Source organism: Actinoplanes sichuanensis, from assembly GCF_033097365.1.
Taxonomy (GTDB): domain Bacteria; phylum Actinomycetota; class Actinomycetes; order Mycobacteriales; family Micromonosporaceae; genus Actinoplanes; species Actinoplanes sichuanensis.
Genome location: NZ_AP028461.1, coordinates 2,807,934 through 2,830,229, shown reverse-complemented (window position 1 = coordinate 2,830,229; position 22,296 = coordinate 2,807,934). Strand labels below are relative to the sequence as shown.

The window sequence follows — 22,296 nt, the reverse complement described above, 5'->3', positions numbered from 1 at the left end:
GCCGGATCGGGGATGTCGTCGCCGCCGCGGGCCGACTCCTGTCACCACGAGGGTGTCGGCCCGGCGGCGGGCCGGGGAGGCGGTCAGGGGTGCGTGGCCCGCTCGGCGGCAAAGATCCCGGGCTGTTCGGCCCGCTTCGGCCGTGCCGGTGGCACCCGCCAGGTCACGGGGTCACCCCGCAGCCGGGCGGCGAGAGCCTCGATCTGCTCATCGACACCGGCTTCCCGCGCCGCCCGGTCGGAGCGCTCGCCGGCGTCGAGATCGTCCATCTCCCTCCTGCGGTACGCCTCAGCCTTGCGCACGCGCAGAGCCAGCTCGGCGGCCTCCTGCCGCTCCCGCAGGTCGATCTTCTGGTCGTGGATCAGGCGCGCGGTGGTCAGCCGCCGTGACAGCAACTGGTCATACGTGGTGCCCCGGCCCAGGAACGCGGTCAGCACCGGCAGGCAGTCGATGAGGATGAAGAGCATCCGGAGCAGCCATTGCGCGGCCATCACCGCCCCGCTCCGTTCCCCGAGCCGGGTCAGCGCCGCGGCCCGGTCCAGCAGGCCGATCTGCCCGTCTGCGGCCCGCCACTCGGCGACTCGCGACGCGATCGCCACATTGGTCTGCTGCTCCTGCTTCTCGGAGGCATCCCCAAGCGCCGTGTTCAGTCGCAGGATCGTGGAGTCCAGGCCGTTCAGCCGGGTCTGCTCGGTCTTTACCAGGTCGAGGTATCGGTCGGCCTCAGCACGCAGCTGCTTGCAGGCGGGTCCCTCCCCGGCTCGGCCGGTCGAGCCGGTCCCCGCACACTCAGCTTTGGCCGTCTCCTGTAGTTTGCTCCACGCACTACGGTACCGAGTGATCTCCGCACTCACGGTGGCCCGTTGGGCGCTGGTGCGTGTCAGCTCGTCCCGGATCGGATCGGCCGAGGCCACATTGAGCAGGTAGCCGGCACACGCCGGATTCGCCGTCTCGCCGGAGGTGGAATTGCAAAGGCGGAGCCTGCTTTCGTACTCCGACTGTTCCGATACGCGCTGGGTCATGATCTCGGCGTCGATCGCCGGGCGGAAGACCCACAGCACCAGCGGCTCAGCGATCACGGACCCCAGCAGCAGCGACACCAGTAGTCGGGGCAACAGCACCGGAAATCGGCTGTAGGACCCCACGCCGTGGGTGGTGGCGACCAGCCAGCCGTCGAAGGTCACGATGAACAGACCCCAGGCCAGTGCCACCGGTATCAACACCGCGACCGGCACATCGACCACCGACTGCAAGGCCACCAGCAACGAGAACGCGGCCATCAGACCGGTGTTCAGGACGATGGCGCCGAGCCTGGAATAGCGTGGCCGCTCCTGCGGCACCCAGTCGAGCAGCGACTCGTCAACCCCGGTGAACCGCCGTAGCAGACGTCCCGGGCCGCGGTCGGGCGCGGCCGGGCCGGTGTCAGTCGTCATCTTCTTCCCTCAGCTCCGGCCCGGACTCGTCGTTGCGGGCGGTGGAGAGCTCGCGGGTGTGCAGGGTGCTGAGTTGCTCAGGCACACCGATCTCCTGCAACATCCGCTCCATATCGACGCTGACCATGTCCAGATGACCGCGTTTGGACAACTCGCGCAGGATCTGCAGCTGGGTGTCGAGCTGCAGTGCCCGGTCCTCGCGGTCCTGGCTCTGCTGACGCAACCGATCCTCCCGTTCGGTGTTGCGCTCCAGCTCGCGTTCACTGCGCAGCTGCTCGGCGACCGCCGCCGCGTCGACCCGGCCAGCCGCGAACGCCAGGTGCAGCGCACGCAGCGGATCGTCACCGATCAGCGCCATCGCTTCCTTCATCTCCGTCCGTTCGAAGGCCAGCTGTTCGGAGCTGAGCACCCGCTTGTGTGCGTGCCGCTCCCGCTCGAGCTCCTGGTCGAAGCGCTGGTGCCGCCGGGCCTTCTCGAACTCGGTGAGCTCGGCCGGAGTCAGTACCTCGATGCCGGCCAACGTCATCGTCACCCCGTTGACGGCGGGCGGCCGAACCGTGAGGTAGGCGCGAATCTGGGCCACGATCGCCCGGCGGGCGGAGTTGATCTCAGCGATGCCGAAGTCCACCGCCACATCCAGCAGCCGGGAATGCGCTCGCAGATGGCTGTATAGAGCCGGGGCCAGACTGGATCGGCCCTCGCGGACCACCAGGATCGGATCGAGCACCGTGCAGACGAAGGTGACGCGCACGGTGAAGTCGGCGAATTCTGCAGATGGCAGGGACAACTCGATCATCACCGGAACCTCGCGGCGGAGGTCCACTACCGAAACCGAGTCGGCGTCGAGCAGGTCTTGACCCGCCCCGAGGCCGGGGCCGCCGAGCACGTATCGCCCGTCCATCCGGAAGACGAGCACCTCGTGCGCAGCCGGGCGCGGCAGTTCCGCCGGATCACGTCGGCGCGTCAGGAACGGCCGACGAGGCGGATCGAGAGGACGGCTCTGCACGATGGGATAAGGAGACATCTCAGTCCTCGCTTGCGCCGGGCGGCAGGGTGGACGGAAGGGTGGGCTGGGCCGGTACGAGCGCCGCGACCCGGGGTCGGTAAGGATCGCCTGCTCGTCTCGCGGTGATCTCGAGGTCGTGGTTCAGCCGCTCACGGTCCTCGGCGCCGCGGGCGAGCGCGTCAAGCAGCGCGGTGGAGGTCTGCATGCCGCCGAGCCGATCCAGCGCGACCACGGTCCGGTGCAGGGCTTTGCTGGCCCGCGACCGGGTTGTCGAGTTCGCCCGGACACCGTGCCAGACGTCTGCGGCGAGCTCCACCCGGTCCGCGTCGCGAAACAGCATCGTCGCGATGTGGGGATGCAGGCCGTCGTCGTCGGGCAGCGACAGGATGCGGAGCGCGACGTCGAGCGTGCGGGCTCGCATGTTCTCGTCCCCGGTGAACCGGTTGTGTTCGGTCAACTCCTGCCGCAGCTTGCGCAGCACGAGATGCGCGGCCGAACGTGACGCGACCAGCGCGCCGAACAGCCGGCCCAGCGCGTCGGCCGCGACGTCCGCGGGGCCGCGCTCCACCAGCGCCCACAGCAGCCGGATCGCCTCCATCGGGTAAAGCCGCCCCATCAGCCCGCCGAGGCAGAACGCGGCCGTCCGCCGCTGCGCTAGGGACCCGGCCGTGACCCAACTCCGGACCGTCTGCAGGGCCGCGTTGTGCAGGCGGCTGTCGTCGCACATCCGGGCCAGAACGTGGGCCGCCGCGTCCTGGCGAAGCGGGTGGTCGGCGGCCGTCGACCAGGGCTCCAGATAGGAGTGCTCGACTTCGTCCAGGTCTACGGTGGCCAGCGCCGCCAGGCCCGCCGATACCGGGCCGATCGTGTCGATGGCGAGTTCGCCCTCGAGCCAGTCGCGCAGTGCCCGCCACAACGCCGGCTGGGACTGCCCGGCCAGCTCGGCCAGAATCCGGCGCGCGACGTCCGGCGACGCGAAGCAGAGCCGCAGCCGACGCTCGCCGGCGATCGGGTCGGGGTGGGCCTGGATCAGGGAGTCGCCGGAGACCCGGTCACGGCGAGTACGCAGAACGAGAACATTCGACGATTCATCCACGCCGGTCCACAGCGGTTTGATCTGGCCGTGCAGCCGGCTCAGCGCCGCCTCGAAGGTCCGCTGCGAGGCGCCGTCGAGGAACGCCAGCGCGACCACCTCCAGGCGCTCGGCCGGGGTTGCCCTGTTCCACCAGTGCGCGATCGCCTCGCCAGCGCCGGTCCGGACGCCGCTGACCGCGAGCGTGATCGGGACGCCGGCGGCGATCCGGCTCGTGGCCGCGGTGATGTCGGCGACGGCCGCGTCCGCGGGTAGCTCGAGCAGGAGCCGGTCTACGATCTCGGCGTCCGCGTTCCGGTAGTGCGCCAGGATCAGCCGCCGCCGGTCGGGCGGTTCCCAGGCCATGCGAGCGACCAACTCGTGATCGCCGGTCAGGCCGGGAGCCGATGTGCTAATCACCAGGTGAGCCTCGAAACCGGCCACCCGGGTACGCAGGGCCAGCCAGAACGACTCGGTCTCCGGCTCCCCCGGCTCCCAATCCACGACCAGATACCCGTGGTGCTGCTCGAAGCGGCGTTTGAGCAGTTCCGCCAAGCCGACGATGGGCAGCAGGCGATATTGCTCGTGAACGCCGACATCGTTGAGCAGCGCGATCGCCGAGGCACCCTTGCCGAGTCCGACCGGCCCGCGCAGCACCACCAGATGATCCCGTTCCAGCCGCTGGGCCGCTTGCTGGAAGAGCGGCGGCTCGACGTACCGATCGGTGACGGCGGCGATCTCACGTGGGTCCACCCGGCCCTGGATCGCGGCCGGTGCCGGTCGGTCGTGCAGCGCCTGGACCGTTCCGAAGGTCGCTCCCCCAGCCTCGACCGGCCCATAGAACCTGTTGACGACCGCCGGCCGGAGAAGGTCATCGGAGCCGTCGTCGGCGAAGGCCGGCATGCGTTAGTTCTGCACCGGTCCGAAAACGGCGCCCCGGGCGTCGACCGAGCCGTGGAACTGGTTGACCACCGCGGCGTCCACGATGCCGGGGCCGACCCCACGTCGGGCTCCGGCGACCAGGTCCACGAAGCGGCCGACGTCGGCCGAGAACGACGTGTCGTGCAGGACGAAATGCTGCAGGCCCGCCAAACCGGCGAGGTCCGGGGGCAGGTCACTCGCGGCGGGCGGACGAGCACCGCGGACCAGGACCGGCGCGACGTCCCGGCCGAGCCGGAAGGCGGTTGCGATCTCGCGGCGTACCCAGTCATCCGGGTCGTCGAGCCGGCGACCGGCGGATGTCGTCCCCGCCCAGCGCGGGCCGATGAGCGCGATGAGCATCCGGCAAGCACGCAACCGGTCCTCGATCACGGCGGCGAAGTCGTCACCAGGCCGCAGCGAGTGCCGGTCGAGGAAGACGTTATCGGCGCCCACTCGGTCGGCGAGTTTCTCCGCGAGGTGGACAGCGCCGATCATCTCGTCGTCGGTCCGGTAGTTGACGAAGAACACCTATTTTCCCGCCCTCGGAGATGTGCCGGAGGAAAACCTAAAGCGGGCACCGGGGACGGGCAATGAGTGAGCGCCAGGTTCATCCCTTCGCGCGACGGCCGCCGGCAACCGTGTGCCGGACCGTACGCGCTCCCGGCTCAGTGCCTGATGTACGTCGCGCTCGGCGCCGACGAGTACGTGATCTCCAGCGACGAGAAGACCAGCATCCAGGCCCGCTGCCGCTGCCACCCCATCCTGCCGGCCGGCGTCGCCCGGATGATGCGGGTCAACCACGGACACCAGCGCAAAGGCGCCCTGGCCTACCTGGCCGCCTACGACGTCCACCACGTCCGAGTCTTCTCCCACCGCAGCCCGAAGACCGGCATCGGTCCGTTCATGACCCTGGTCGAACAGGTCATGACCCAGCAACCGTATGCCTCCGCGAAACGAGTGTTCTGGGTCGTCGACAACGGCTCCTCACACCGCGGTCAAGCCGCGATCGACCGCCTCACGGCACGGTTCCCGAACGCGGTCATGGTCCACACTCCGATCCACGCGTCGTGGACCAACCAGATCGAGATCTACCTCTCAATCATCCAGCGCAAAGTCCTGACACCCAACGACTTCACCAGCCTTGACTAGGTCAAAGACCGACTCTCCGCCTTCGAGCAACGCTACAACGCGACCGCCCGGCCCTTCAGATGGAAGTTCACCCCAGCCGACCTCGAGGACCATTTGGCCCGGATCGAGCGACACGAACAGAAAGAGCAGAACCCCCAACAACCCGCCGGCTACGACCACCAGCCTGCCGCACTCGCCCTGGCCGCATAACCCCCGAAGGACTACCGCTTGGACCACTTAGGGCCGTCCGCCGAAGGCGGACGACAGGAGGATGACCCACCGGTCGCGTATGTCGTCGGGCACCCGGCCTTCGAGCAACGGCATGAGTTCCCGGACCAGCAGCACCCCGCGGTCCCGTACGAGCGGGTCCACCAGTGGCGCCCAGCATCGGGTCACCGCGTGCACGGCGTCGGCGGCGATGCGGGCGAGATTCTCGTCGTCGTCGCCGATCAGCGCGGCGATCTGGAAACGGCTGATGGCTGCCGCGATCGAGTGCGCCGTGTCCGCGTCGCCGACCACGAAGGTGGTGGTCGCGTCCCCGATCCGGCGCATCAGCGGCTCGACGGCGTGCATGAGCGTCTCGTTGACCCGGTCTCGCACCAGATTGCTCTGCCGGGCGATCCCGTCCCACCGGGTGTGCTGCCAGCTGGTGACGGTGGTCCGGGTCGGGTGTTCCGGATGGGTGCGGTAGAGCCAGTAGGGTTCCACCGGCGGTGTCGACGTCTCGTTGTCCAGCACGACGACCAGATCCCGCCGCTCGCCCTGCCAAGCGGTGCGGGTCTGCAGGGTGAACACCACCGCCCACCAGGCCGTCGTGCTCAGGGTCGCCTGCCAGAGCAGGGCGTGCCGTCGCCAGAGCAGAGCCACGTCGGAGGCTCCCGGGAACAGCTCGCCGGCGCGTACCTCGCCATTCAGGGCGACCGCGAGCAACAGCAGGTTCAGGTCGTAGGCCGCGTACCGGTCCGGGCCGGGCGCCTTCACCGGCTGGTACCCACGGACGTCCTGGTCCGTCGGGCGTTCGTCGAGCCGCTGGAAGAGCGTGATCGGCAGGCGCCGGGCCCCGGTGGGGAAACCCGGCGCCGCCAGTTCGCGGACGAACGCGAGGATCGGCTCCCGGTTGGTCAGTGGTGCGAAGGAGAGCAGCGCGTGCAGGCGGCCGTCGCGGCAACCGGCGGGACCGAACACCGCCGTGGCGGCGGTGGCCTCCTCCTCGGCCAATTCGATCAGCATCCGCATGATCAGCCGGGCGATCAGGTACTCACCGAACGTGGCGTGCAGGAACTCGTAGGTGTGCAGCCGGGCGCCGTCCCGGGTCGCCTGTCCGCGCTGCATGAAGAAGAACCGGCCGACCAACTTCTCGGCCTGGTTGAGCGGCTGCCGGAAGCCACCGGACGGCTCCGCGCGGGCGGACGGCATCAGCGCTTCCAGGTCGATGTCGAGTTCCTGGGCGGTGACCCACTGGCGATGACGGTTGAACATGCCGAACGCCGCGACCGACAGCCGCAGCAGCTCCAGCTCGACGAGGCCGGCCAGCTGCGCCCCGGTGGCCGTGACGTGCGTCTTGGTGACCTCACGGCGGGCGAACGCGGTCAGTAGACGCTCGTAGAGGGAACTCTCGTCGAGGTTCGCCCCGGCGGCGCGTAGCGCGTTGGTGTCGGCGTCGTACAGGGCCAGCATCATCAGTAGCAGCGGCTGGCCCGCCAGGCCCGGCTGGCGCAGCACCACCTCGGCATCGAGTTCGGCGAGGCCGCGGCGCCGCAGGCCGTCGGCGTTGGCGCTGTTCCACGTCGCCAGCCACTGCCGGACGTGCGGCTCTCGGAACGGCTCCAGCCGGATCCCCACCGTGCCCTCGGGCGCACCGGCCCGGTCCGCGACCGCCGTACGGCTGGTGACCAGCACAGCGACCGGGCGGCCGAGTTCGGCCTCGCGGCGTTGGAAGGCGGCGACCCGGTTCAGGTAGTCGGACTGGGCGACGCCGGTGGCCTGCAACAACTCATCGAACCCGTCGAGCAGCACCACGGGTAGGGCTGGCCCGGCACCGCGGACCAGGCCGGGCCAGGTGACCGTTTCGCCGGTGGCGGCGCGTACCGCGGCTTCGATCTGATCCTGGATCTCGGCCTCGGCCGGCACGTCGCGCAGTATCACCCGGACCGGCAGGAAGTGCCGGGCGTCGAGCCGGGCCGCGACGATCCGGGTGAGCACCGACTTGCCCGCGCCGGGCTGGCCCAGCACCAGAAGCGGCGCTTCGGTCGCGGCGGGGGTGGTCAGATGGCTGACCAGGAACTCCGCCAGATCGCGGCGTTCCGGAACGTGGGCCCACCAGGACTCGTCGGCCGGAGAGCCGGCCGTGTCGATGGCTCGGACGCGGTAGTCGGGGTCGACATAGCCTTCGCCCAGGGCGGGGATCACCAGGCCACCCGGTACGTCGCCCTCGGAGAGGATCGGCCGTTCGAGCGCGGAGCGCCAGGCGCGAACCAGGGTCGCGGCCATGTCGCCGGGTCCGTGACCGGACGCGACGGCGTCCAGCACCGTATCCATCCGGGCCAGCGCTGTTCCCATCGCGCGTTGCCGCAGATCGGTGGTCCACAGCGCGAACTCCGGCATCTCCACCGCGAGACGGCGGTGGAGATCCTCGTACCGCCTACAGGCGGCCGCGGGAAGAGCCACGCGGATCGCCTGGCGTGCGGCGGCCTGCCTGGTCTCGTCCAGGTCATCCCAGACCGCCAGACCTTCCGCGAAGTCGACCAGCACGTTCGCGTTCGATGCGTACCAGAGTCGCAGGTCGGCGAGCAGCCGCTCGTGGTCGAGGTGCGGGGCGGGTATCGGCGCCTCCGCCTCGGCGAGCCGGCGGACGGCCGGTTCGACGCCGGTGACGTGGCGCCGTTCGTCGGCGGTGAGCGCCAGTGCCCGGGGCTCGAAGGGCAGTTCGATGTCGTCCAGCGCCGCGAAGAACGCCGCCATGGCGATGATCGTGTGCGCCGCACGCAGGCGTTGCGTCCGGTCGTACCGCCCGTAGCCCTTCGTCCGGTCCCGAAGGCCGGTGATCACCCACTCGCCCAGCCGAACGGCTTCGGCCTTGCCGTCGAACAGGCTGATCGCGAGCTCGCTCCCGCCGCCGGTGGCTGCCAGCAGCAGCCCACCGAGCGCCCGGTCGAGAGACTTGACCAGCGGTGAGCCACCACCGAGCAGTTCCACCGCATCGGCATAACCAACCACCTTGGACACCTGACGCAGCGTACATCCGCCGGTCACTCGAAGGCCTGCCCGTCAAGGGGATGATCGTCGAACCGGGCCGCCTGTGATCACAGCCTCATGGCACCTGGCCTGCGTAGACCCGTGGCGTACAGTGCGGAGCCTGTCATGATCGGATACCCGGTGGCCCGAGGCCTGGAGGAGCATAGTGGCGCATTCGGTCCACCGCGGGGCCCACACGGTGACCGCGATGTTGGCTGTCCTGGCCCTCGCTACCGGGTGCAGCGCCGCGACGATCGCCGATGAGACGCCGCAGCCGCTGACCGACGAACAGGCAGGCGCCGCATGTCAGCGCAGCCTCACCGACCTCAACGGCGAGGCCGCCGGTCGCCTCGAACAGCGGTTCGTGTCCCGCGACGGTGATAAGCAGATCCGCGTCTACGTCTCCGAACCCGACAAGTGGATCAGTACCTGTCGGCTCGGTGCCGCCGGGTTGGAGGAGACGTTCGGCTCGGTGATGGAGGACGGGCCGGATGATCGGATCACCTTTTACGGCGGGGCGGACGCGGTGCTCAAGGCCCATCTGCTGATCGGGCGTCTGCCCGCCGGCGCGACCTCGATCACGGCGACGCTGCCATCCGGCGCCACCCTCACCGGTGCCACCGACGACAACCTGTTCCTGATCTGGGCTCCCGGCACCGAGGTCGAGGGTGTCCGGCTGACCGCCCGCGCCAGAGACGGGAGAGCGGTCACCACCACAACGGCTCCGGGTTTGGGCTCCTGAACGCCGTTGTTCCACTTCCGAGGAAGCGGCTGTTGAGCACCTGGACGAACCCGATGCACCGGCCCGACTCCGAGCCCCGGCCGACGTGCGCGGCACCGCCCTCGCCCAGCAAGAGCGGAAGGACGTCGTCAAGACGTACAGTGCCACGAGCGTGAGCACTCGGGTGAGTTCCAGCGTCCGGACCGGTCACGGTCATCCGGCCGGGCAGGACGGCGCGGAGGCGTCTGCGCGCAGCCGCCGGTCGACCTCCGCGATGGCGTCCGGATCGCCGAGCTGCCGCGTGACGAGGCGGAGGTTGCAGAGGAAGACGACGGTGCGGGCCGCGGTCCTCGGCCGAGTGTCGCCGACCTGTGCGAGCAGATCGAGCGCCCGCCGATAGCCCGCCGCGGCCGCCGGCAGGCCGCCGTACCGGGCGCCGTCGGTCGAACCGGCGGTGACCATGGCGGTGAGCGCCCGGCCGGCCGCGGCCTCGGCGGCCAGCCGCAGAGCGTGGCGCTGATCGCCTGGGGCCGAGGGTCGCAGTCGCTCCACCCGGGTGAACTCCGCCTCCGCCGCCGGCCACCGCGCCGGAAAACCGGCCAGGCTCAGGCACTGCTCGGTGAGCCCCAGTCCGAGGCGGATCTTCATCTCCAGCAGCGGTCCGCCCGGCGGATCAGCGACGGCGGCCAGCGCGGACCGGTAGCCCTCGCGAGCCACATCGAGCCGGGCCGGGTCCGACGTCCCGGCGCGGCAGGGTACGGCGGCCCGAACCGCTTCGGCCAGGCCGAGGCGGGCCCGCAGGTAGCCGGGTGCGATGGCCAGCGCCGCCCGGAACTGCTCTTCCGCCTGACCGAGTCGCGCCGGATCCGCCCGGCCGATCACGTTGCCCAGCAGCAGATGTAGGACTTCCCGGCCGCTCGCCGCTCCGCCGACCGCGCGACCGGCCGCGGCGAAGTGCTCCTGTGCCGTACCCAGCAGGCGTTCCGCAGCGGGCAGATCGTCGAGTCCGTACTCGCCCAGCGCCCTGGTGAGGTCGGTGACGCCGCCGAGATAGCGCAGCATCCCCTCGGTGAGACGGTGGCCGAGCTGCCAGTTGCGCTGCAGGACGTCGATCGGCTCGGTCACGGCGAACTCGTGCGCACCCACGAACTCCGGTGCCTCGCCGAGCGTCCGCTCGGTCACGAACAGACCCAGGGTGACGGTCGCCCGGTCGCCCGCGCCGCGGACCGCGCCGGTCAGCACCAGGTCCGCGCCGTGCCGGCGGGCCAGCTCCGCCGGATCGCCGGGATCGGCGACGCTCCGCAGCCGGACCCCTGGCTGCTCGCCCACCCAGCCCTGGAGACGCTCGACAAGCGCCCGGTGCAGCCGGTCGGCGACCGGCTGCACCGCCTGCGGCCCGGCCGTGGTGAACGGGGCGGCGACGACGTTGAAGAGGCCGGTCATCTCGGGCGGCGGCGCCGCGAGGTCGCCGGCCAGGCCGGTGAGCATCAAGACCGCCGCGGCGGCCGCGAGCGCCCGCACGCCCCGGGAACGCCGACGAGGCGCCGCGGATACGGCGTCCGCGGGTGAAGCCTCGGAGGGTCCCGCTGCCGGACCACCTGGTGCCGGGATGCGGGGTCGGGGCGCCGGCGGGTCCAGGGCCGGGTCTCGGCGCAGGATCGCCTCGAAGCGGCGCTGCAGCTCCGGCCCCGGGTCGACGCCGAGCTCATCGCGCAGGGACGCGGCGACGCGCTGGTAGTGGACGAGGGCGTCGGCCTGGCGGCCGGAGTGGTACAGCGCCAGCAGATAGGCGGCGGCCAGCCGCTCCCGTAGCGGATGCTCGGCCACGAGACCGGACAGTCGGGCGACGAGACCGTCGCCGCCCTCGGCCAGCGCGGCCTCGGCATGCGACTCCACCGTGGACCAGCGCAGCTCCTCGAGGGTCGCGGCGAGCCGGCGGAACCGGTCGCCGGGCAGTCCGCCGAAGGCCGGCCCCCGCCACAGCGCCACCGCCTCGCCTAGAGCACCCGCGGCGGCACGCCGATCGCCGGCCGCGGCGAGCCGCCGGGCCTCGACGCGTAGCGCTTCGTGACGCAGGAGGTCCAGGTCGTCCGGTCCGACGCTCAGCCGGTAGCCGGCCGGGGTGCTGTGCAACCGGTCGGCCGCGCCGTATCGCAGGAGCAGGCCACGCAGCTGGGACACCGTGTTCTGCACCTGGCGGCGGGCTGTCGGGGGCGCGGCGTCCTCCCACACGATCTCGGTGAGTTCGTCGACACCGACCACGCGGTTCGGCTCGGCCAGGAGCGCGGCGAGGACCAGCCGCGTCCGGCCGCCCGGCACCTCGACCGGACGCGCACCCACCCGGACCTCCAGTGGCCCGAGCACCCGGAACTCCACCGCCGGACCCCCGTCCGCCTAGACCTTCCCGCGGCTCGCTGAGCAGCAGCGTAACGGGCGAAGGCAACGCGAGAGGACCGATCGAGGACAGATCGGGGACGGCACCGGCAGGGTCTGCACCGACCGCATCACCCATCGACAGGAGGTCCACATGTCACATCCGAGACTGGCGTGCGCCTTGGCCGCGCTGCTGACCCTCGCCGGGCTGCTGGCGGGCTTCGCACCGAGCCCGGCGGCCGCCGGGCCGGCCGACGTGACGGCCGAGCCGGCCGCCTGCGTGCGGCAGACACCGGGACCGTCGGATCCCTACGGTCATCGGTGGACCGGCCGCACCGTCTGCAACAACGACGCACCGGCCCCGATCTACCAGACCACCAACGCCGGGTCGGCGAGCGCGCAGAAGGGTTGGCTGCTGAGCACCCGGAGCTGGTTCCTCTGCTGGAAGGTCGGCGGCGACGTCGGCGGCTTCAACCACTGGTACTACACCGTCGGTGACACGACGCTGCCCGGCCGCAGCAACGCCTGGGGTTTCGTGCCGGCCATCTACCTGCCCTACCCGGACCCGATCCCGTGGACCCCGGAGTGCTCCTTCGCCTGGGTTCCCGCCTGATCGATCCCTGCATCCGGCCCGGGGCGTCGCGCCCCGGGCCGGGCTCTTCGTTGCACCCGCGTCCAGCCCGCCGGTGCGACAATCGTCGATGGATTCGGAGAGGAGGCCGTCATGGCGGACACACCGTGGGCGCTCCGTCTGACGTCGACCGTCACCGTGCTCGTGGTGCTCGCCGCGTGCGACACGGCGCCGCCGGATCCCGTCACCGGCACGACACCTGCGCCCGCGACGTCCAGCCTGGAGACGGCCGGCGCGGAGACGGTCGTACCGGTGACCGCCCAGACCGGCCCAGCCGACTTGCTCCTCCGGACGGACGATCTGCCCGAAGGCGTGCCCGAGCAGGCTCAGATCTTCGAGGGCGGCGACGCCCGCTGCCCGGAGCCGGCGGGCGGGCCGCCACGCGTGGTGGTGACCTACCCCGAGCAGGAGATCCCGGCCCAGGTGGGCCTGTGCTTCGACGGCTTCGATCCGGACGCGCCGCTGGAGGTGACCGTGACACCACCGGCCGGCGCACCCGTACGGTCGGCGGCCGACCCTCCACTCGGCGAGGGTGACCTGTTCTACCTGCTGTTCCCGCTGCTGCCGGGCGCGCCCGAGGGCGACTACCGGGTGACCGCCGCACAGGGCGGCCGGACCGCCGCCGGCAAGCTGACAGCGCGCCTCGCTGACGAGGCACGGGTGCTCTTCACCGGCCCGGACGGCGCCGGCATCCATCTCCACCTCGGCGGTTTCCCGCCGGGGCGGGAGACGACCCTCCACCTGTACGGACCACCGGACGAGCCGGTCGCACGACGCCACGACCCCTACCGCACATCGTTCCGGGTGGCCGTGGACGCGCGGGGTGAGGCGCACTACGTGATCCCGGTCGGGCCCGAGTCGGCCGACCGGTGCTTCCGCATCCTCGGCGACGATCTTCCCACGCCGAAGGGGGACCGCGGCACCAACGCCTTCTGCCTCTGGCCCCGGTGAACTCGCCGCAGCACGGCAGCGATCACCCTCGGGCAGCATACGGTCCTTCGCGTCCCGGGCCGCAGCGATGCGAGGCGGTTCAGGCTGACCATTCGCAGGTGAACGTGGCTGGTCTCGAACTGGGCGCCGGCCCGAGCCGGTAGCAGCGGCTCACGACGTCGACGCGGGGGCGACACGCGATCCGACGGCCAAGCACCCGGCCGGCTGCTGTCGAGGCGCAGCTGACCGTCCGCGGTCTCTCAGCGGCGCACGCTGACGGGGTTCTCGAAGTGGCCGAGCCACTCCACGCCCGTCCACAGCTCCCACCGTCCCGGGGCATGCGGCGACGGGTACATGCCGGGTGGATCGCCGTCTCCGGCCGGAGCGCGACGCATCGCCCCGGTCGAGGCGTCGAGCAGCCAGAGGCCTCGGAGATCCCACCGCGACCATGCCTCACCCGTGATGCCGGTGTAGCCCTCACCGAACCAGAAGCCGCCCAAGGACACGTCGAGCGTGGCGTACCCGTGCCGGAACTCGGCGATCAGCCGATCACCGACACGGGCGAGCTGCCGATGGATCAGCACCAGCACGAGGGTGCCGCCCAGGCCGATCGCAGCCAAGGCTCCAACGCTGCTCAAGGTCTTGGCGAGCAGGAGCACGGTCAGGAAGGCCATTGCGGTCGTGACGAGGAGCCTTCGGAACGCGGCCCGCGCGGTGGGGGCGACCGCGAGCGGCGGCGGGGTGGACGGCACCCGCGGGAGGAGGCCGGCGGCGTACGCCTCGGCGTAGCCGGCCACCTCCCGCGGTGGCGTCTTCAAGGGGGCTGATCTCTTGGACACCATGACCTCTAGTTCGACCAGATGCCCTTGTCGAGGAGGGCGACCGCGCTGTCGTAGATCCCGTCGCCGGCGTCCGCCACCGCGATCTCCACCGTGGTGGGCACACCGGGCGTCACCGGAACACTGCACACCAACGGCGTGGTGAGACCGTCGTAGCTGGTCGAATAGCCGGAGGCCCCGGCGCTGTTGTCGACGTAGTAGGCCGAGTTCGTGTGGTGGTTGACGGTGTTGATCGACACGGGGCTGTCGGTGCCGGGCACGAGAGCGCAGTTCGTGCCGTTGACGAAGATCGCCATCACGTCATTGAACCTGCTGCCCACGTACTCCGGGTACTCTTCGCTCGCGAAGACGTACTTGACGTTGAGCGTGCTTCCGGTAGGAACGAGCGTCACCCGGTACGACGCGGCGTCGTACGTCTGTTGTCCCGAGTACGAGGAGAGCGTCGCATTGCCGGGGTTACCCAGGCTGGTGCTCGCCTGCGTACCCGGCGAACCGGTCGCGTCGGTGATGCGCCCCGTGCTCAGGACCCACGCTTTTCCGTCCGGCGCGAATCCGTCGAGGTGCCCCCACTGGTCCGGGCTGCCGGCGACGTCGTCATCGACCTTCGTCACACCATCGCCGAGGACGTTGTCGGAGGGGTTGATCGGCTTGTCGCACTTGGTCGGCCAGGCCCATGGTGAGCCCGGGTATTCCGCCGTCTGTTGGAGCGCGGGAACCACGTAGTCGGCTTTGAAGTCGAACCAGCCCAGCCAGGCCCGGACCGAGACCATGACGCCGACAGTGCCGGAAGCGGTGAAGGTCAGACAGGGGGCCGAGCCCGCCGTCGCGGGAACGACCACGTTGGCGTGGGCCTCCAACGGGACGAGCGTGCCGCCGATCCCGGCGATCACACCCGTGCCCGTCGTGCCGGCGCCGGGACCGATGAGAGCGTCCCCGCTGACCTTGACGAAGAGCCCGCCGCTCACCGCGTCGATCTGCGGGGTCAGCGGCTGCGCCGTACTGATCGGATTGCCCTCGAACTGGTTCGCGCCGTCGAAGCCCGCGTGGCCGTTCAACTGGAAGCCGAGTGTGACCGCGGCGCCGAGGTTCGACACCTGGATCGCGCCCTCGACGCCGACCTTGACCGTCGGTTTGAAGTAGAAACCCATCGGAACCGGGCCGGCCGGGAACGGAATCATGAGGGACTTGACCTTGATCTGGCAGGCCAGCATGCCTCTGACCTTGGCTGTCACCGCCCCGGACACGGTGACGGCGGCCTCCACGTCAAGCGAGACACCGGTCGGGATGTCAGCGCCGAGAACATTGCGGGTGTTGACCGTGGTCTCGAAATGGCCGGCCATCTGGAAGCCCGGATCGAAGTCGATGACCTTGGCCTCGGTGGTGGCTTTGCCGCACTCCGTGTCGGGTGACGCTGCGGCCTTGGCCACGCCCGCTGCCGACGCGGTGGCCGGCTCGGGTTCGGTGATCCGCTGCATCGGCAGGGTGCTCAGATCGTCGATCTTCAGGTGATAGTAGTCGAAGGCGTCGCCGATGCCACCGGGTACGAGTGTGATGACCCGGCCGTCCTGGGAGATGTCCGCGACGGTGCCGACGTATCCGCCTCGCAGCACCGCAGAGACAGGAAGAACCACCCCTGCGCCCGGCGCCGGCGGGGAGACCCCGTCGGCAAGTCCGACACGCACGCCGGAGCCGGTGGGCGCGACGGTCTTCAGATCGGTCGCCCTGGCCAGGAAGGCGCCTGGCGTGACGACGTAGGACGGCTGGCTCGATACGGAGGAGTCCGTCGTGCCGACCGTGAGCACGAACGGCCCGTTGAGCTGGTCGATGCCCAGAGGGCTGTCACCGGGTTTGGCCCAGAACGAGTAGTTGTAGCGCGTACCCGGCTTGAGGCCCTCGTCCAGAAGTCCGGAACCGGAGGTCGCGACCGCGACGCCGTCCGACCGCTTCGCCGCGGACTGATCCCCTTCCGTCCTACGGACCTCCACGGCGGTGCCCGTGGGAGTCGTCCAGCCGAGCGAAACGGCCGTGTCCGTCACCTTCGTGACGTGCGCTTCCTGCATGCCCTCGGAAAGACGATAGGTCACCGTGACCGACTTCGTCTGGCCGGCACGAACCAACAGGCTGCGTGCGGACATCACTCCGACATATCGCTTGCCGCCGGCGGCGACCGCTTCCGGTACGACGTCGTACTGGCCGGAGGGAACAGTGAGCCGCACGGTCGACTTGGTGCCGGCGATCGCCTTCGACGCGAACAGGGCGCCGGACTTCCCCGTCACGGAAGTCAGTGCGGGAACGGACTCGGGAGTCTCGAAGTCGACGACGATGACACCGTCACCGGAACCGGGCGGTGCTGCCAGAGCAGCACTCCCCAGCATGCCGACCAGCGCAACGGACGAGACTGCGACGGTTGCTGAACGGCGGGGCGAATGCCTCACGCATGAACTCCTGGAAATGATTCGAGAATCCGACGCGTACGCAAAGAGGGCGCGCGGTACCTGCCGGACCACCAGATGATTGGGACGCGTTCACCTTCGGCCCACTGGCTCAGCACCGGTTCAAGGGCTGCTCAAGATTGGACTCGGATCGGCGCCGCCGGGAGCGACCACGAGTAGCGCGCATGGAGTTTGGGCCTGGGCGGAGAGGCGGAGTCTTCCCGACCCCGGTGAGGCCCTACCCAACCCCGACAAGGAACCACCGCACGTCCTGCACGCCGCCGTCTCGTCGAAGCTCACGTTGCGATCCGACCGGGCTGACAACATTCGCACCGAGTTCGGCGTCCTGGTCCGCAACCGCCACGGCCGGCTACCGCATCTGGTCGTGGTGACCGCTGAGCCCCTACCGAGCCGTCTGGTCTCATTGACCCGGGGCACCGGCGAGATCTACGCCAACTATCACCTGCGCTTCAGGTTCTTTCGACGACCGGCGAGGCCCCGTCCACGACCTCCGCCGTGGCCGATTCGTCGTATCGTCTCTTCGCGGCGACCACGGCCGGTTGCACGTGTGCCGGATCGACCCCGCTCACGTTCAGCGGTGGGTGCAGCCGTCGGACGAGGGTGGCCTCGATGGAGCCCGGCTCCGCGTCCTGTGCCCAGGTCAGCCGCAGGTTCGCGTGCATCCACGCGGTCAGCCGGGCCTCGTCCTCGGGCACCAGGACGACCCGATCAGTCCACGTCGTCCGGTATCCCTCGGACACCAGCAGACCGGCCAGTGTGCGGCGCAGCGTCGAACTCCCGGACCGCCTCAGATGGTTGCGCAGGATCCGGCCGCGCAGAGTGGTCGCCCGGCCCAGGTACAGCATGCGCAGCGACGGCACGTTCTCGTTCGGCGGGCCGGGCAGTTCCGGGAAGACCGACGGGCCCGCCCACCAGGCGTAGACACCGCTGCCCCGGCCGAGTCGCGCCACGGCGACGTCCACGGCGACCGGCACGCCGGTCAGCAGCCGCAACGCCGCCTCGGCCCGGATCAGGGCGGGCGACACATCACCGGTCGGCGTCTCTGGAGCAGTCACCGCGCCATGTTAGGTGCCGGCCGGATCGTAAGGGCAGATCAACACCCTTTGCCGGTACGGCGCAAGCACCCGCTGCCACAGAGCCGACGGTGAACGGGCCCGCCCCCGGTCAGGGCACGGCGGCCGCCCGGGAGCGGGGCTATGAATCCGGGGACGACGGTCTAGAGTGGACGCGTGCTGGGAGTCGTCGCGGCCGCGCTTGGCGGTCCTGAGGTGTTGCAGGTGACCGAGCTGCCCGAGCCCAAGGCGGGGCCCGGGCAGGTGGTGGTCCGGGTCCGCGCGGTCTGTGTGCACCCGGCCGACATCGCCGCCACGACCGGGGAGATTCCTCGCGGGCCGGTTCCGCCGCCGTTCTCACCCGGCTGGGACATCGCCGGTGAGGTGGCCTCGGTCGGCCCCGACACGACGGACTTCGGCGTGGGTGACCGGGTCGTCGGGATGATTCCGTGGTATTTGACGCGCGGTAATCCGGGTGGCTATGCCGAGTTCGTGGCCGCCGACGCGGACTGGCTGGTGCCGCTGCCGGACGAGCTCGACTTCGTGTCCGCGGCCACGGTGCCGCTCAACGTCCAGACCGCACATCAGGGGCTGGCGCTGGTGTCGTTGGCCATGCTGTCGGGCGGGAGCACTCTTCTGGTCACCGGTGCGAGCGGCGGTGTCGGCGGTTTCGCCGCCCAGCTCGCGCTTCAGGGCGGCTACCGTGTCGTCGCGCAGGCGAATGACGGCGATGAGCAGTGGGTCCGTGATCTCGGCGTGCACGAGGTGGTCTCCCGTTCCGCCGATCTGGCGGCGGTGGGGTCGGTGAGTGCGGTGTTCGACGCGGTTCCGGTCGGTGAGGCGGCGGCCGCCGTCGTCGAGGACCGGGGGATCGTGGTCGCGACCCGGCCCACGCCGCCCCTGGTTCCGGACCGTGGTGTGCGTCAGGAGTTGCAGCTCATCCGGCACGACCGTGAGCTGCTGGCCGATCTGGTGGGGCAGGTGGCGGCCGGGCGGCTGCGCACGCGCGTGGCGGTCACGATGCCGTTGACCGAGGCGGCCGACGCACACCGGCGGGTGCTGGCCGGCGGGCTGCGCGGAAAGCTCGTCCTGACGGTCGGCTGACGAAAGCCGTTCAGCTAGTCCGTAAGGCGGGCCCCCGCCCGTTCATTCATGGGCGGGTAGTTGATCGGCTTGCGGTTCAGGTACGGGTCCGGACCGCGAGCCGGATAGTCGACGTCACTTGACCGGCTTGCGGTCCAAGTAGGGGTCGGCTTCGGCGCGGGCCGTGAGGCTGCTGGTGGGGATCGTGTCGACCATCGTGCCGGGGCCGTTGTGGCCCCGGTAGCGGACCAGAGCCGCCCATTCGCAGGCGCCCTCGATCACTCCGGCGCGGCGGGCACCGCTGCGGTGCACCCATACCGGGTCGCCCGGCCGGTACGCGACCGCGGAGGCGGAGGCGGTCGGCCCGGGGGCGGGCTCGGGGTCGGTGGCCGGTTCGTACGTCTCGGTGTGGTCGCCGTCCTCGGTCGCCACGACCCAGGTGATACCGGCCCTGCCGGTGGTCTTCGCGTGCCGTTTGGCGCTGAACATGGCCTGGTCGGCGCGGCGCAGCAGGTCGGGGAGGTTGCTGGAGCGGCCGGCCGGTACGACGCCGATCGAGGCGGTGACGGACAGGCGGTGGCCGAGCACGTTCATCGGGGGTGCGATCGCGGCGCTGAGCGAGTCGGCCACCTCGTGCCACCAGGTCGGTGGGACGTCGGCGCGTGGGGCGCGGGGCAGTGCGGCGAATTCGTCGCCGCCGAAGCGGGCCACCAGTTGGTCGCCGAGGGCGGCGGCCATACGCCGGGCGATCACGCAGAGGACTTCGTCACCGGCGTCGTGGCCGTAGGTGTCGTTGATGGGCTTGAAGCCGTTGAGGTCGAGGACCAGGACGGCTGACGAGCGGTCGGGGCGGCGCAGCATCTCCGGGGCGACGGACTGGAAGTGGCGGCGGTTGGCGAGTCCGGTGAGCTCGTCGTGGCCGGCCATCCAGCGCAGGGAGGCTCGTTCCTGCTCCAACTGCTGGACGTGTACCGCGAGTTGATCGATGCGGGCCTGGAGGCGGGCGGTTTCGGGCTGGGTCCGGGCGTCATCTGACAACGGACCGCCCGGGTGGGCGGCGGCAGGATCGAGGATCCGCATCAGCCGTCCTCTCAAGACTCTGGCGGGCCAGCGCGGGGCTGTCGAGTCGACGGCGACGGATCGCCAGGCGCCACAGTGGAATCATCGCAGCCGCTCCGGACCCGTGCAAGATTTCACGGGGACAACTGTCACGGTGACATGGTGCATCCGAAGCGGGTTTCGGCTACTCTCGGTGCGTGCACTTTCATGACGAAAGCGCCACCGTGGACGGGGAATCCTGATTTTGCAGTTCGGGCAGGCCGCATTCAGTCACTCAATGAGTGGCAGGCCGATTACCCACAGTGAGCAGCTCAAGAAGGAAGAGCACTGATGAAAAGTGAAACCGACTGGATCATTTCCAGCAGGTCGACCGGCAACGGGGGAAGTTGCGTCGAAGCCCGCCGCCAGGACGGCCTCATCGAGGTCCGTAACAGCAAGGCTCGCGAGGCCGGCACGGTGGTGTTCACGACTGAGGAGTGGGACTCGTTCCTCTTCGGCGCCAAGCGCGGCGAGTTCGATCGGCTGCTGACCGACTGATCACGCCGGCCCGCTCAGGACCGGATTCTCAGTTCGCCCATTCGAACTCGCCGACCGGCACCGAGACGTCGCCGATGAGCTCGAAGATCCGCCGGTATTCGTCCACCTCGACCTGCTCTTCCAGGTAAAGGGCACCGACGTGGGATTCGAGGTAGACCACGTCGGGATCATCCGGGTCGTCGAACTCCAGGATCCGGAATGCACCGGCCATCGCCGCATGCGCCCCGACCGAGAACGGCAGCACCCGGATGTCGACCGTCTCCTCTCGGGCCAGCCGCCGCAGATGCTCGATCTGCCCCTTCATCACCTGTTCCCCGCCGACCGGCCGGGCCAACGCGCCCTCGCCGAGCACCGTCACGAGGCGCACCGGTGGGAGACGAGCGAAGAGCGTCTTCTGCCGCTGCATGCGAAGGTTGATGTGGCGCTCGGCGACCTCCACGTCGGCCGGCTGCTCGGCACCGAAGATGGCGCGTGCGTAGTCCGGGGTCTGCAGCTCGCCGGGAACGACCTCACCGTCGTATCCGAACATCCGGGACGCCGACGCCTCCAGCCCGACGTACAGCTTGAACCACTCGGGGATCACCGGGCTGGCGTCCCACCACTCCTGCTGCGACGTGCCCAGCGCGAGGTCGGCGAGCGCATCGGTGATGCTCTGGTCCGCGCCGTAGAGCCAGCAGAGCGCACGAACGTTGGCCCCGGTGACCGGCACCTTGCCCGTCTCGATGCGGTGCAGCGTCGGCTCCGAGATACCCAACCGCGAATCCACCACATCGCGGCGGCTCATCCCGGACGCTGTGCGCAGCCGCGTCAACCGCCGCCCCAACGCTCGCCGCACCACGCGTTGGCCTGTGACCGGCACGCTTTGACCTCCGCCTTGCCAACCCTTGTGGACGGTGACGCAGATTACCGTACCCGCAACGTCGCGTTGCCGACAGTCAACCCTTCGTTGCACCCCCGACGTGTTTACAAGTCAGCGTCTGTGTCGCTTATACGTGTCGCCAACGGTCGAGGGGCTGATTCCAAATAGGCCCCGTTCCGGCATGGAACCTCTTGCCTCCGACTGATCCGGCTTCGAATCCGAAAACCTAGCTGCGGCCGGAAGTACTCCGATGCTTCCGGCCGCCATCTTGTGGAATCAGCTCCGGTCGAACTCGCCGTGCCGAGTGCCCTCCAGGAACGCGGACCACTCGTCTGGCGTGAAAAGCAGCGCCGGACCGTCCGGGTTCTTCGAGTCGCGGACCGCGGTCGCCTGCCCGACGAACGCGACCTCTACGCAGTTGTCACAGTTCGGGCCGCTGAAACTGCTTTTGAACCACTCCGCACCGTCCAACTCGACGCTCATGCCCTTGACTTCAATCATGATGTTTCTCCCTCCTGCCCGGTCGCTCCGACCGGGACGTCTTCGTGTGCGAGGCACAGGTTGTAGATGGCGTCATCGCCGCTTCCGTCGTCGATCGACGCCAGAGTGAGCCGGGCGGCCGGCACTCGGGTCACGAACCCTGGGCCGGCTCCCGTGTCGATCCATACTTCCGCCCACTCCTGGTCCAGCTCGCGCGGGCCGACCACCAGCGGCTCATACACGTGGAATCACCGGCCCTGCCACGCTCGATGTGTCCGATGCGCTATCGCCGTGGGTACCGCGACACGTCCGGCACAGTGCGCGGGTCGCGTCACGAGGCCGATTTGACGACGGCACGTAGATGTGCGGGCCGTATTCGACGCGCTCGATGACCACGTACGGCGCGGTATCCGGGCCGCCGCCAGTACAGAGGCAGTAGCGGTGACTCGGGTTCGCGGTGACGGCCTGGAGGACCGGCAGACTCG

The 22,296-nt window shown here is 70.0% G+C and carries 19 protein-coding genes and 1 pseudogene; 7 read left to right on the top strand and 13 right to left on the bottom strand.

The window, feature by feature from the left end:
• Nucleotides 1-83 precede the first annotated feature (83 nt).
• From Q0Z83_RS12590 to Q0Z83_RS12575, 4 genes are read right to left on the bottom strand one after another with little or no spacing between them, the layout of a single operon-like run.
• Nucleotides 84-1,433: a DUF4407 domain-containing protein gene (locus tag Q0Z83_RS12590; RefSeq protein ID WP_317794060.1), complete on the bottom strand. Its 1,350-nt coding sequence runs from the start codon at nucleotides 1,431-1,433 to the stop codon at nucleotides 84-86.
• On the bottom strand, nucleotides 1,423-2,457 hold the full coding sequence (locus Q0Z83_RS12585) for a hypothetical protein (RefSeq protein WP_317794059.1): 1,035 nt from the start codon (nucleotides 2,455-2,457) through the stop codon (nucleotides 1,423-1,425). Before Q0Z83_RS12585 ends, Q0Z83_RS12590 begins: the two co-directional genes overlap by 11 nt.
• Nucleotide 2,458: 1 nt before the next feature.
• Nucleotides 2,459-4,414: a hypothetical protein gene (locus Q0Z83_RS12580; RefSeq protein WP_317794058.1), complete on the bottom strand. Its 1,956-nt coding sequence runs from the start codon at nucleotides 4,412-4,414 to the stop codon at nucleotides 2,459-2,461.
• A gap of 3 nt (nucleotides 4,415-4,417) precedes the next feature.
• Nucleotides 4,418-4,960, bottom strand: a complete 543-nt coding sequence (locus Q0Z83_RS12575; protein WP_317794057.1) for a toll/interleukin-1 receptor domain-containing protein — start codon at nucleotides 4,958-4,960, stop codon at nucleotides 4,418-4,420.
• Between the two features lie 147 nt (nucleotides 4,961-5,107).
• Here Q0Z83_RS12575 and Q0Z83_RS12570 point away from each other — a divergent pair, with 147 nt between their 5' ends.
• Nucleotides 5,108-5,581 carry a transposase gene (locus Q0Z83_RS12570; RefSeq protein ID WP_317794056.1) on the top strand — a complete coding sequence of 158 codons (474 nt, stop codon included), beginning with the start codon at nucleotides 5,108-5,110 and terminating at the stop codon, nucleotides 5,579-5,581.
• A gap of 216 nt (nucleotides 5,582-5,797) precedes the next feature.
• Here the strand turns inward: Q0Z83_RS12570 and Q0Z83_RS12565 are convergent, their stop codons facing one another.
• Nucleotides 5,798-8,785, bottom strand: coding sequence for an NACHT domain-containing protein (locus Q0Z83_RS12565; RefSeq protein WP_317794055.1), 2,988 nt, complete (start codon nucleotides 8,783-8,785; stop codon nucleotides 5,798-5,800).
• Between the two features lie 217 nt (nucleotides 8,786-9,002).
• On the opposite strand from Q0Z83_RS12565, the gene Q0Z83_RS12560 reads away from it, so the two are divergent.
• On the top strand, nucleotides 9,003-9,536 hold the full coding sequence (locus Q0Z83_RS12560) for a hypothetical protein (RefSeq protein WP_317794054.1): 534 nt from the start codon (nucleotides 9,003-9,005) through the stop codon (nucleotides 9,534-9,536).
• A gap of 192 nt (nucleotides 9,537-9,728) precedes the next feature.
• On the opposite strand, the gene Q0Z83_RS12555 is transcribed toward Q0Z83_RS12560, so the two are convergent.
• Nucleotides 9,729-11,879 carry an AfsR/SARP family transcriptional regulator gene (locus Q0Z83_RS12555; RefSeq protein WP_317794053.1) on the bottom strand — a complete coding sequence of 717 codons (2,151 nt, stop codon included), beginning with the start codon at nucleotides 11,877-11,879 and terminating at the stop codon, nucleotides 9,729-9,731.
• A 163-nt stretch (nucleotides 11,880-12,042) separates the two neighbouring features.
• On the opposite strand from Q0Z83_RS12555, the gene Q0Z83_RS12550 reads away from it, so the two are divergent.
• Together Q0Z83_RS12550 and Q0Z83_RS12545 are read left to right on the top strand one after the other, a co-directional pair.
• Nucleotides 12,043-12,501 carry a hypothetical protein gene (locus tag Q0Z83_RS12550; protein WP_317794052.1) on the top strand — a complete coding sequence of 153 codons (459 nt, stop codon included), beginning with the start codon at nucleotides 12,043-12,045 and terminating at the stop codon, nucleotides 12,499-12,501.
• 111 nt (nucleotides 12,502-12,612) lie between these two features.
• The gene (locus Q0Z83_RS12545; RefSeq protein ID WP_317794051.1) at nucleotides 12,613-13,470 is read left to right on the top strand and encodes a hypothetical protein; all 858 of its coding nucleotides are present in this window, start codon (nucleotides 12,613-12,615) and stop codon (nucleotides 13,468-13,470) included.
• 239 nt (nucleotides 13,471-13,709) lie between these two features.
• On the opposite strand, the gene Q0Z83_RS12540 is transcribed toward Q0Z83_RS12545, so the two are convergent.
• Together Q0Z83_RS12540 and Q0Z83_RS12535 are read right to left on the bottom strand one after the other, a co-directional pair.
• Nucleotides 13,710-14,267 carry a hypothetical protein gene (locus Q0Z83_RS12540; protein WP_317794050.1) on the bottom strand — a complete coding sequence of 186 codons (558 nt, stop codon included), beginning with the start codon at nucleotides 14,265-14,267 and terminating at the stop codon, nucleotides 13,710-13,712.
• 29 nt (nucleotides 14,268-14,296) lie between these two features.
• Nucleotides 14,297-16,663, bottom strand: coding sequence for a choice-of-anchor L domain-containing protein (locus Q0Z83_RS12535; RefSeq protein WP_317794049.1), 2,367 nt, complete (start codon nucleotides 16,661-16,663; stop codon nucleotides 14,297-14,299).
• Nucleotides 16,664-16,802: 139 nt separating this feature from the next.
• On the opposite strand from Q0Z83_RS12535, the pseudogene Q0Z83_RS55765 reads away from it, so the two are divergent.
• Nucleotides 16,803-17,177 (top strand): annotated as a pseudogene (locus Q0Z83_RS55765) (NgoMIV family type II restriction endonuclease); the annotation flags it as partial.
• A gap of 13 nt (nucleotides 17,178-17,190) precedes the next feature.
• Here Q0Z83_RS55765 and Q0Z83_RS12530 read toward each other — a convergent pair.
• Nucleotides 17,191-17,796, bottom strand: coding sequence for a GIY-YIG nuclease family protein (locus Q0Z83_RS12530; RefSeq protein ID WP_317794048.1), 606 nt, complete (start codon nucleotides 17,794-17,796; stop codon nucleotides 17,191-17,193).
• Nucleotides 17,797-17,970: 174 nt separating this feature from the next.
• Here Q0Z83_RS12530 and Q0Z83_RS12525 point away from each other — a divergent pair, with 174 nt between their 5' ends.
• Complete coding sequence (locus Q0Z83_RS12525; protein ID WP_317794047.1) at nucleotides 17,971-18,897, top strand: NADP-dependent oxidoreductase; 927 nt, start codon at nucleotides 17,971-17,973, stop codon at nucleotides 18,895-18,897.
• 114 nt (nucleotides 18,898-19,011) lie between these two features.
• On the opposite strand, the gene Q0Z83_RS12520 is transcribed toward Q0Z83_RS12525, so the two are convergent.
• Complete coding sequence (locus Q0Z83_RS12520; RefSeq protein ID WP_317794046.1) at nucleotides 19,012-19,956, bottom strand: GGDEF domain-containing protein; 945 nt, start codon at nucleotides 19,954-19,956, stop codon at nucleotides 19,012-19,014.
• A gap of 309 nt (nucleotides 19,957-20,265) precedes the next feature.
• Between Q0Z83_RS12520 and Q0Z83_RS12515 the strand changes: the two genes are divergently transcribed.
• On the top strand, nucleotides 20,266-20,472 hold the full coding sequence (locus Q0Z83_RS12515) for a DUF397 domain-containing protein (protein ID WP_317794045.1): 207 nt from the start codon (nucleotides 20,266-20,268) through the stop codon (nucleotides 20,470-20,472).
• 28 nt (nucleotides 20,473-20,500) lie between these two features.
• On the opposite strand, the gene Q0Z83_RS12510 is transcribed toward Q0Z83_RS12515, so the two are convergent.
• From Q0Z83_RS12510 to Q0Z83_RS12500, 3 genes are all read right to left on the bottom strand, one after another.
• Nucleotides 20,501-21,307: a helix-turn-helix domain-containing protein gene (locus Q0Z83_RS12510; protein ID WP_317797069.1), complete on the bottom strand. Its 807-nt coding sequence runs from the start codon at nucleotides 21,305-21,307 to the stop codon at nucleotides 20,501-20,503.
• A 300-nt stretch (nucleotides 21,308-21,607) separates the two neighbouring features.
• On the bottom strand, nucleotides 21,608-21,829 hold the full coding sequence (locus Q0Z83_RS12505) for a DUF397 domain-containing protein (protein WP_378078153.1): 222 nt from the start codon (nucleotides 21,827-21,829) through the stop codon (nucleotides 21,608-21,610).
• Complete coding sequence (locus Q0Z83_RS12500; RefSeq protein ID WP_317794043.1) at nucleotides 21,829-22,053, bottom strand: hypothetical protein; 225 nt, start codon at nucleotides 22,051-22,053, stop codon at nucleotides 21,829-21,831. Before Q0Z83_RS12500 ends, Q0Z83_RS12505 begins: the two co-directional genes overlap by 1 nt.
• Nucleotides 22,054-22,296: the final 243 nt, after the last annotated feature.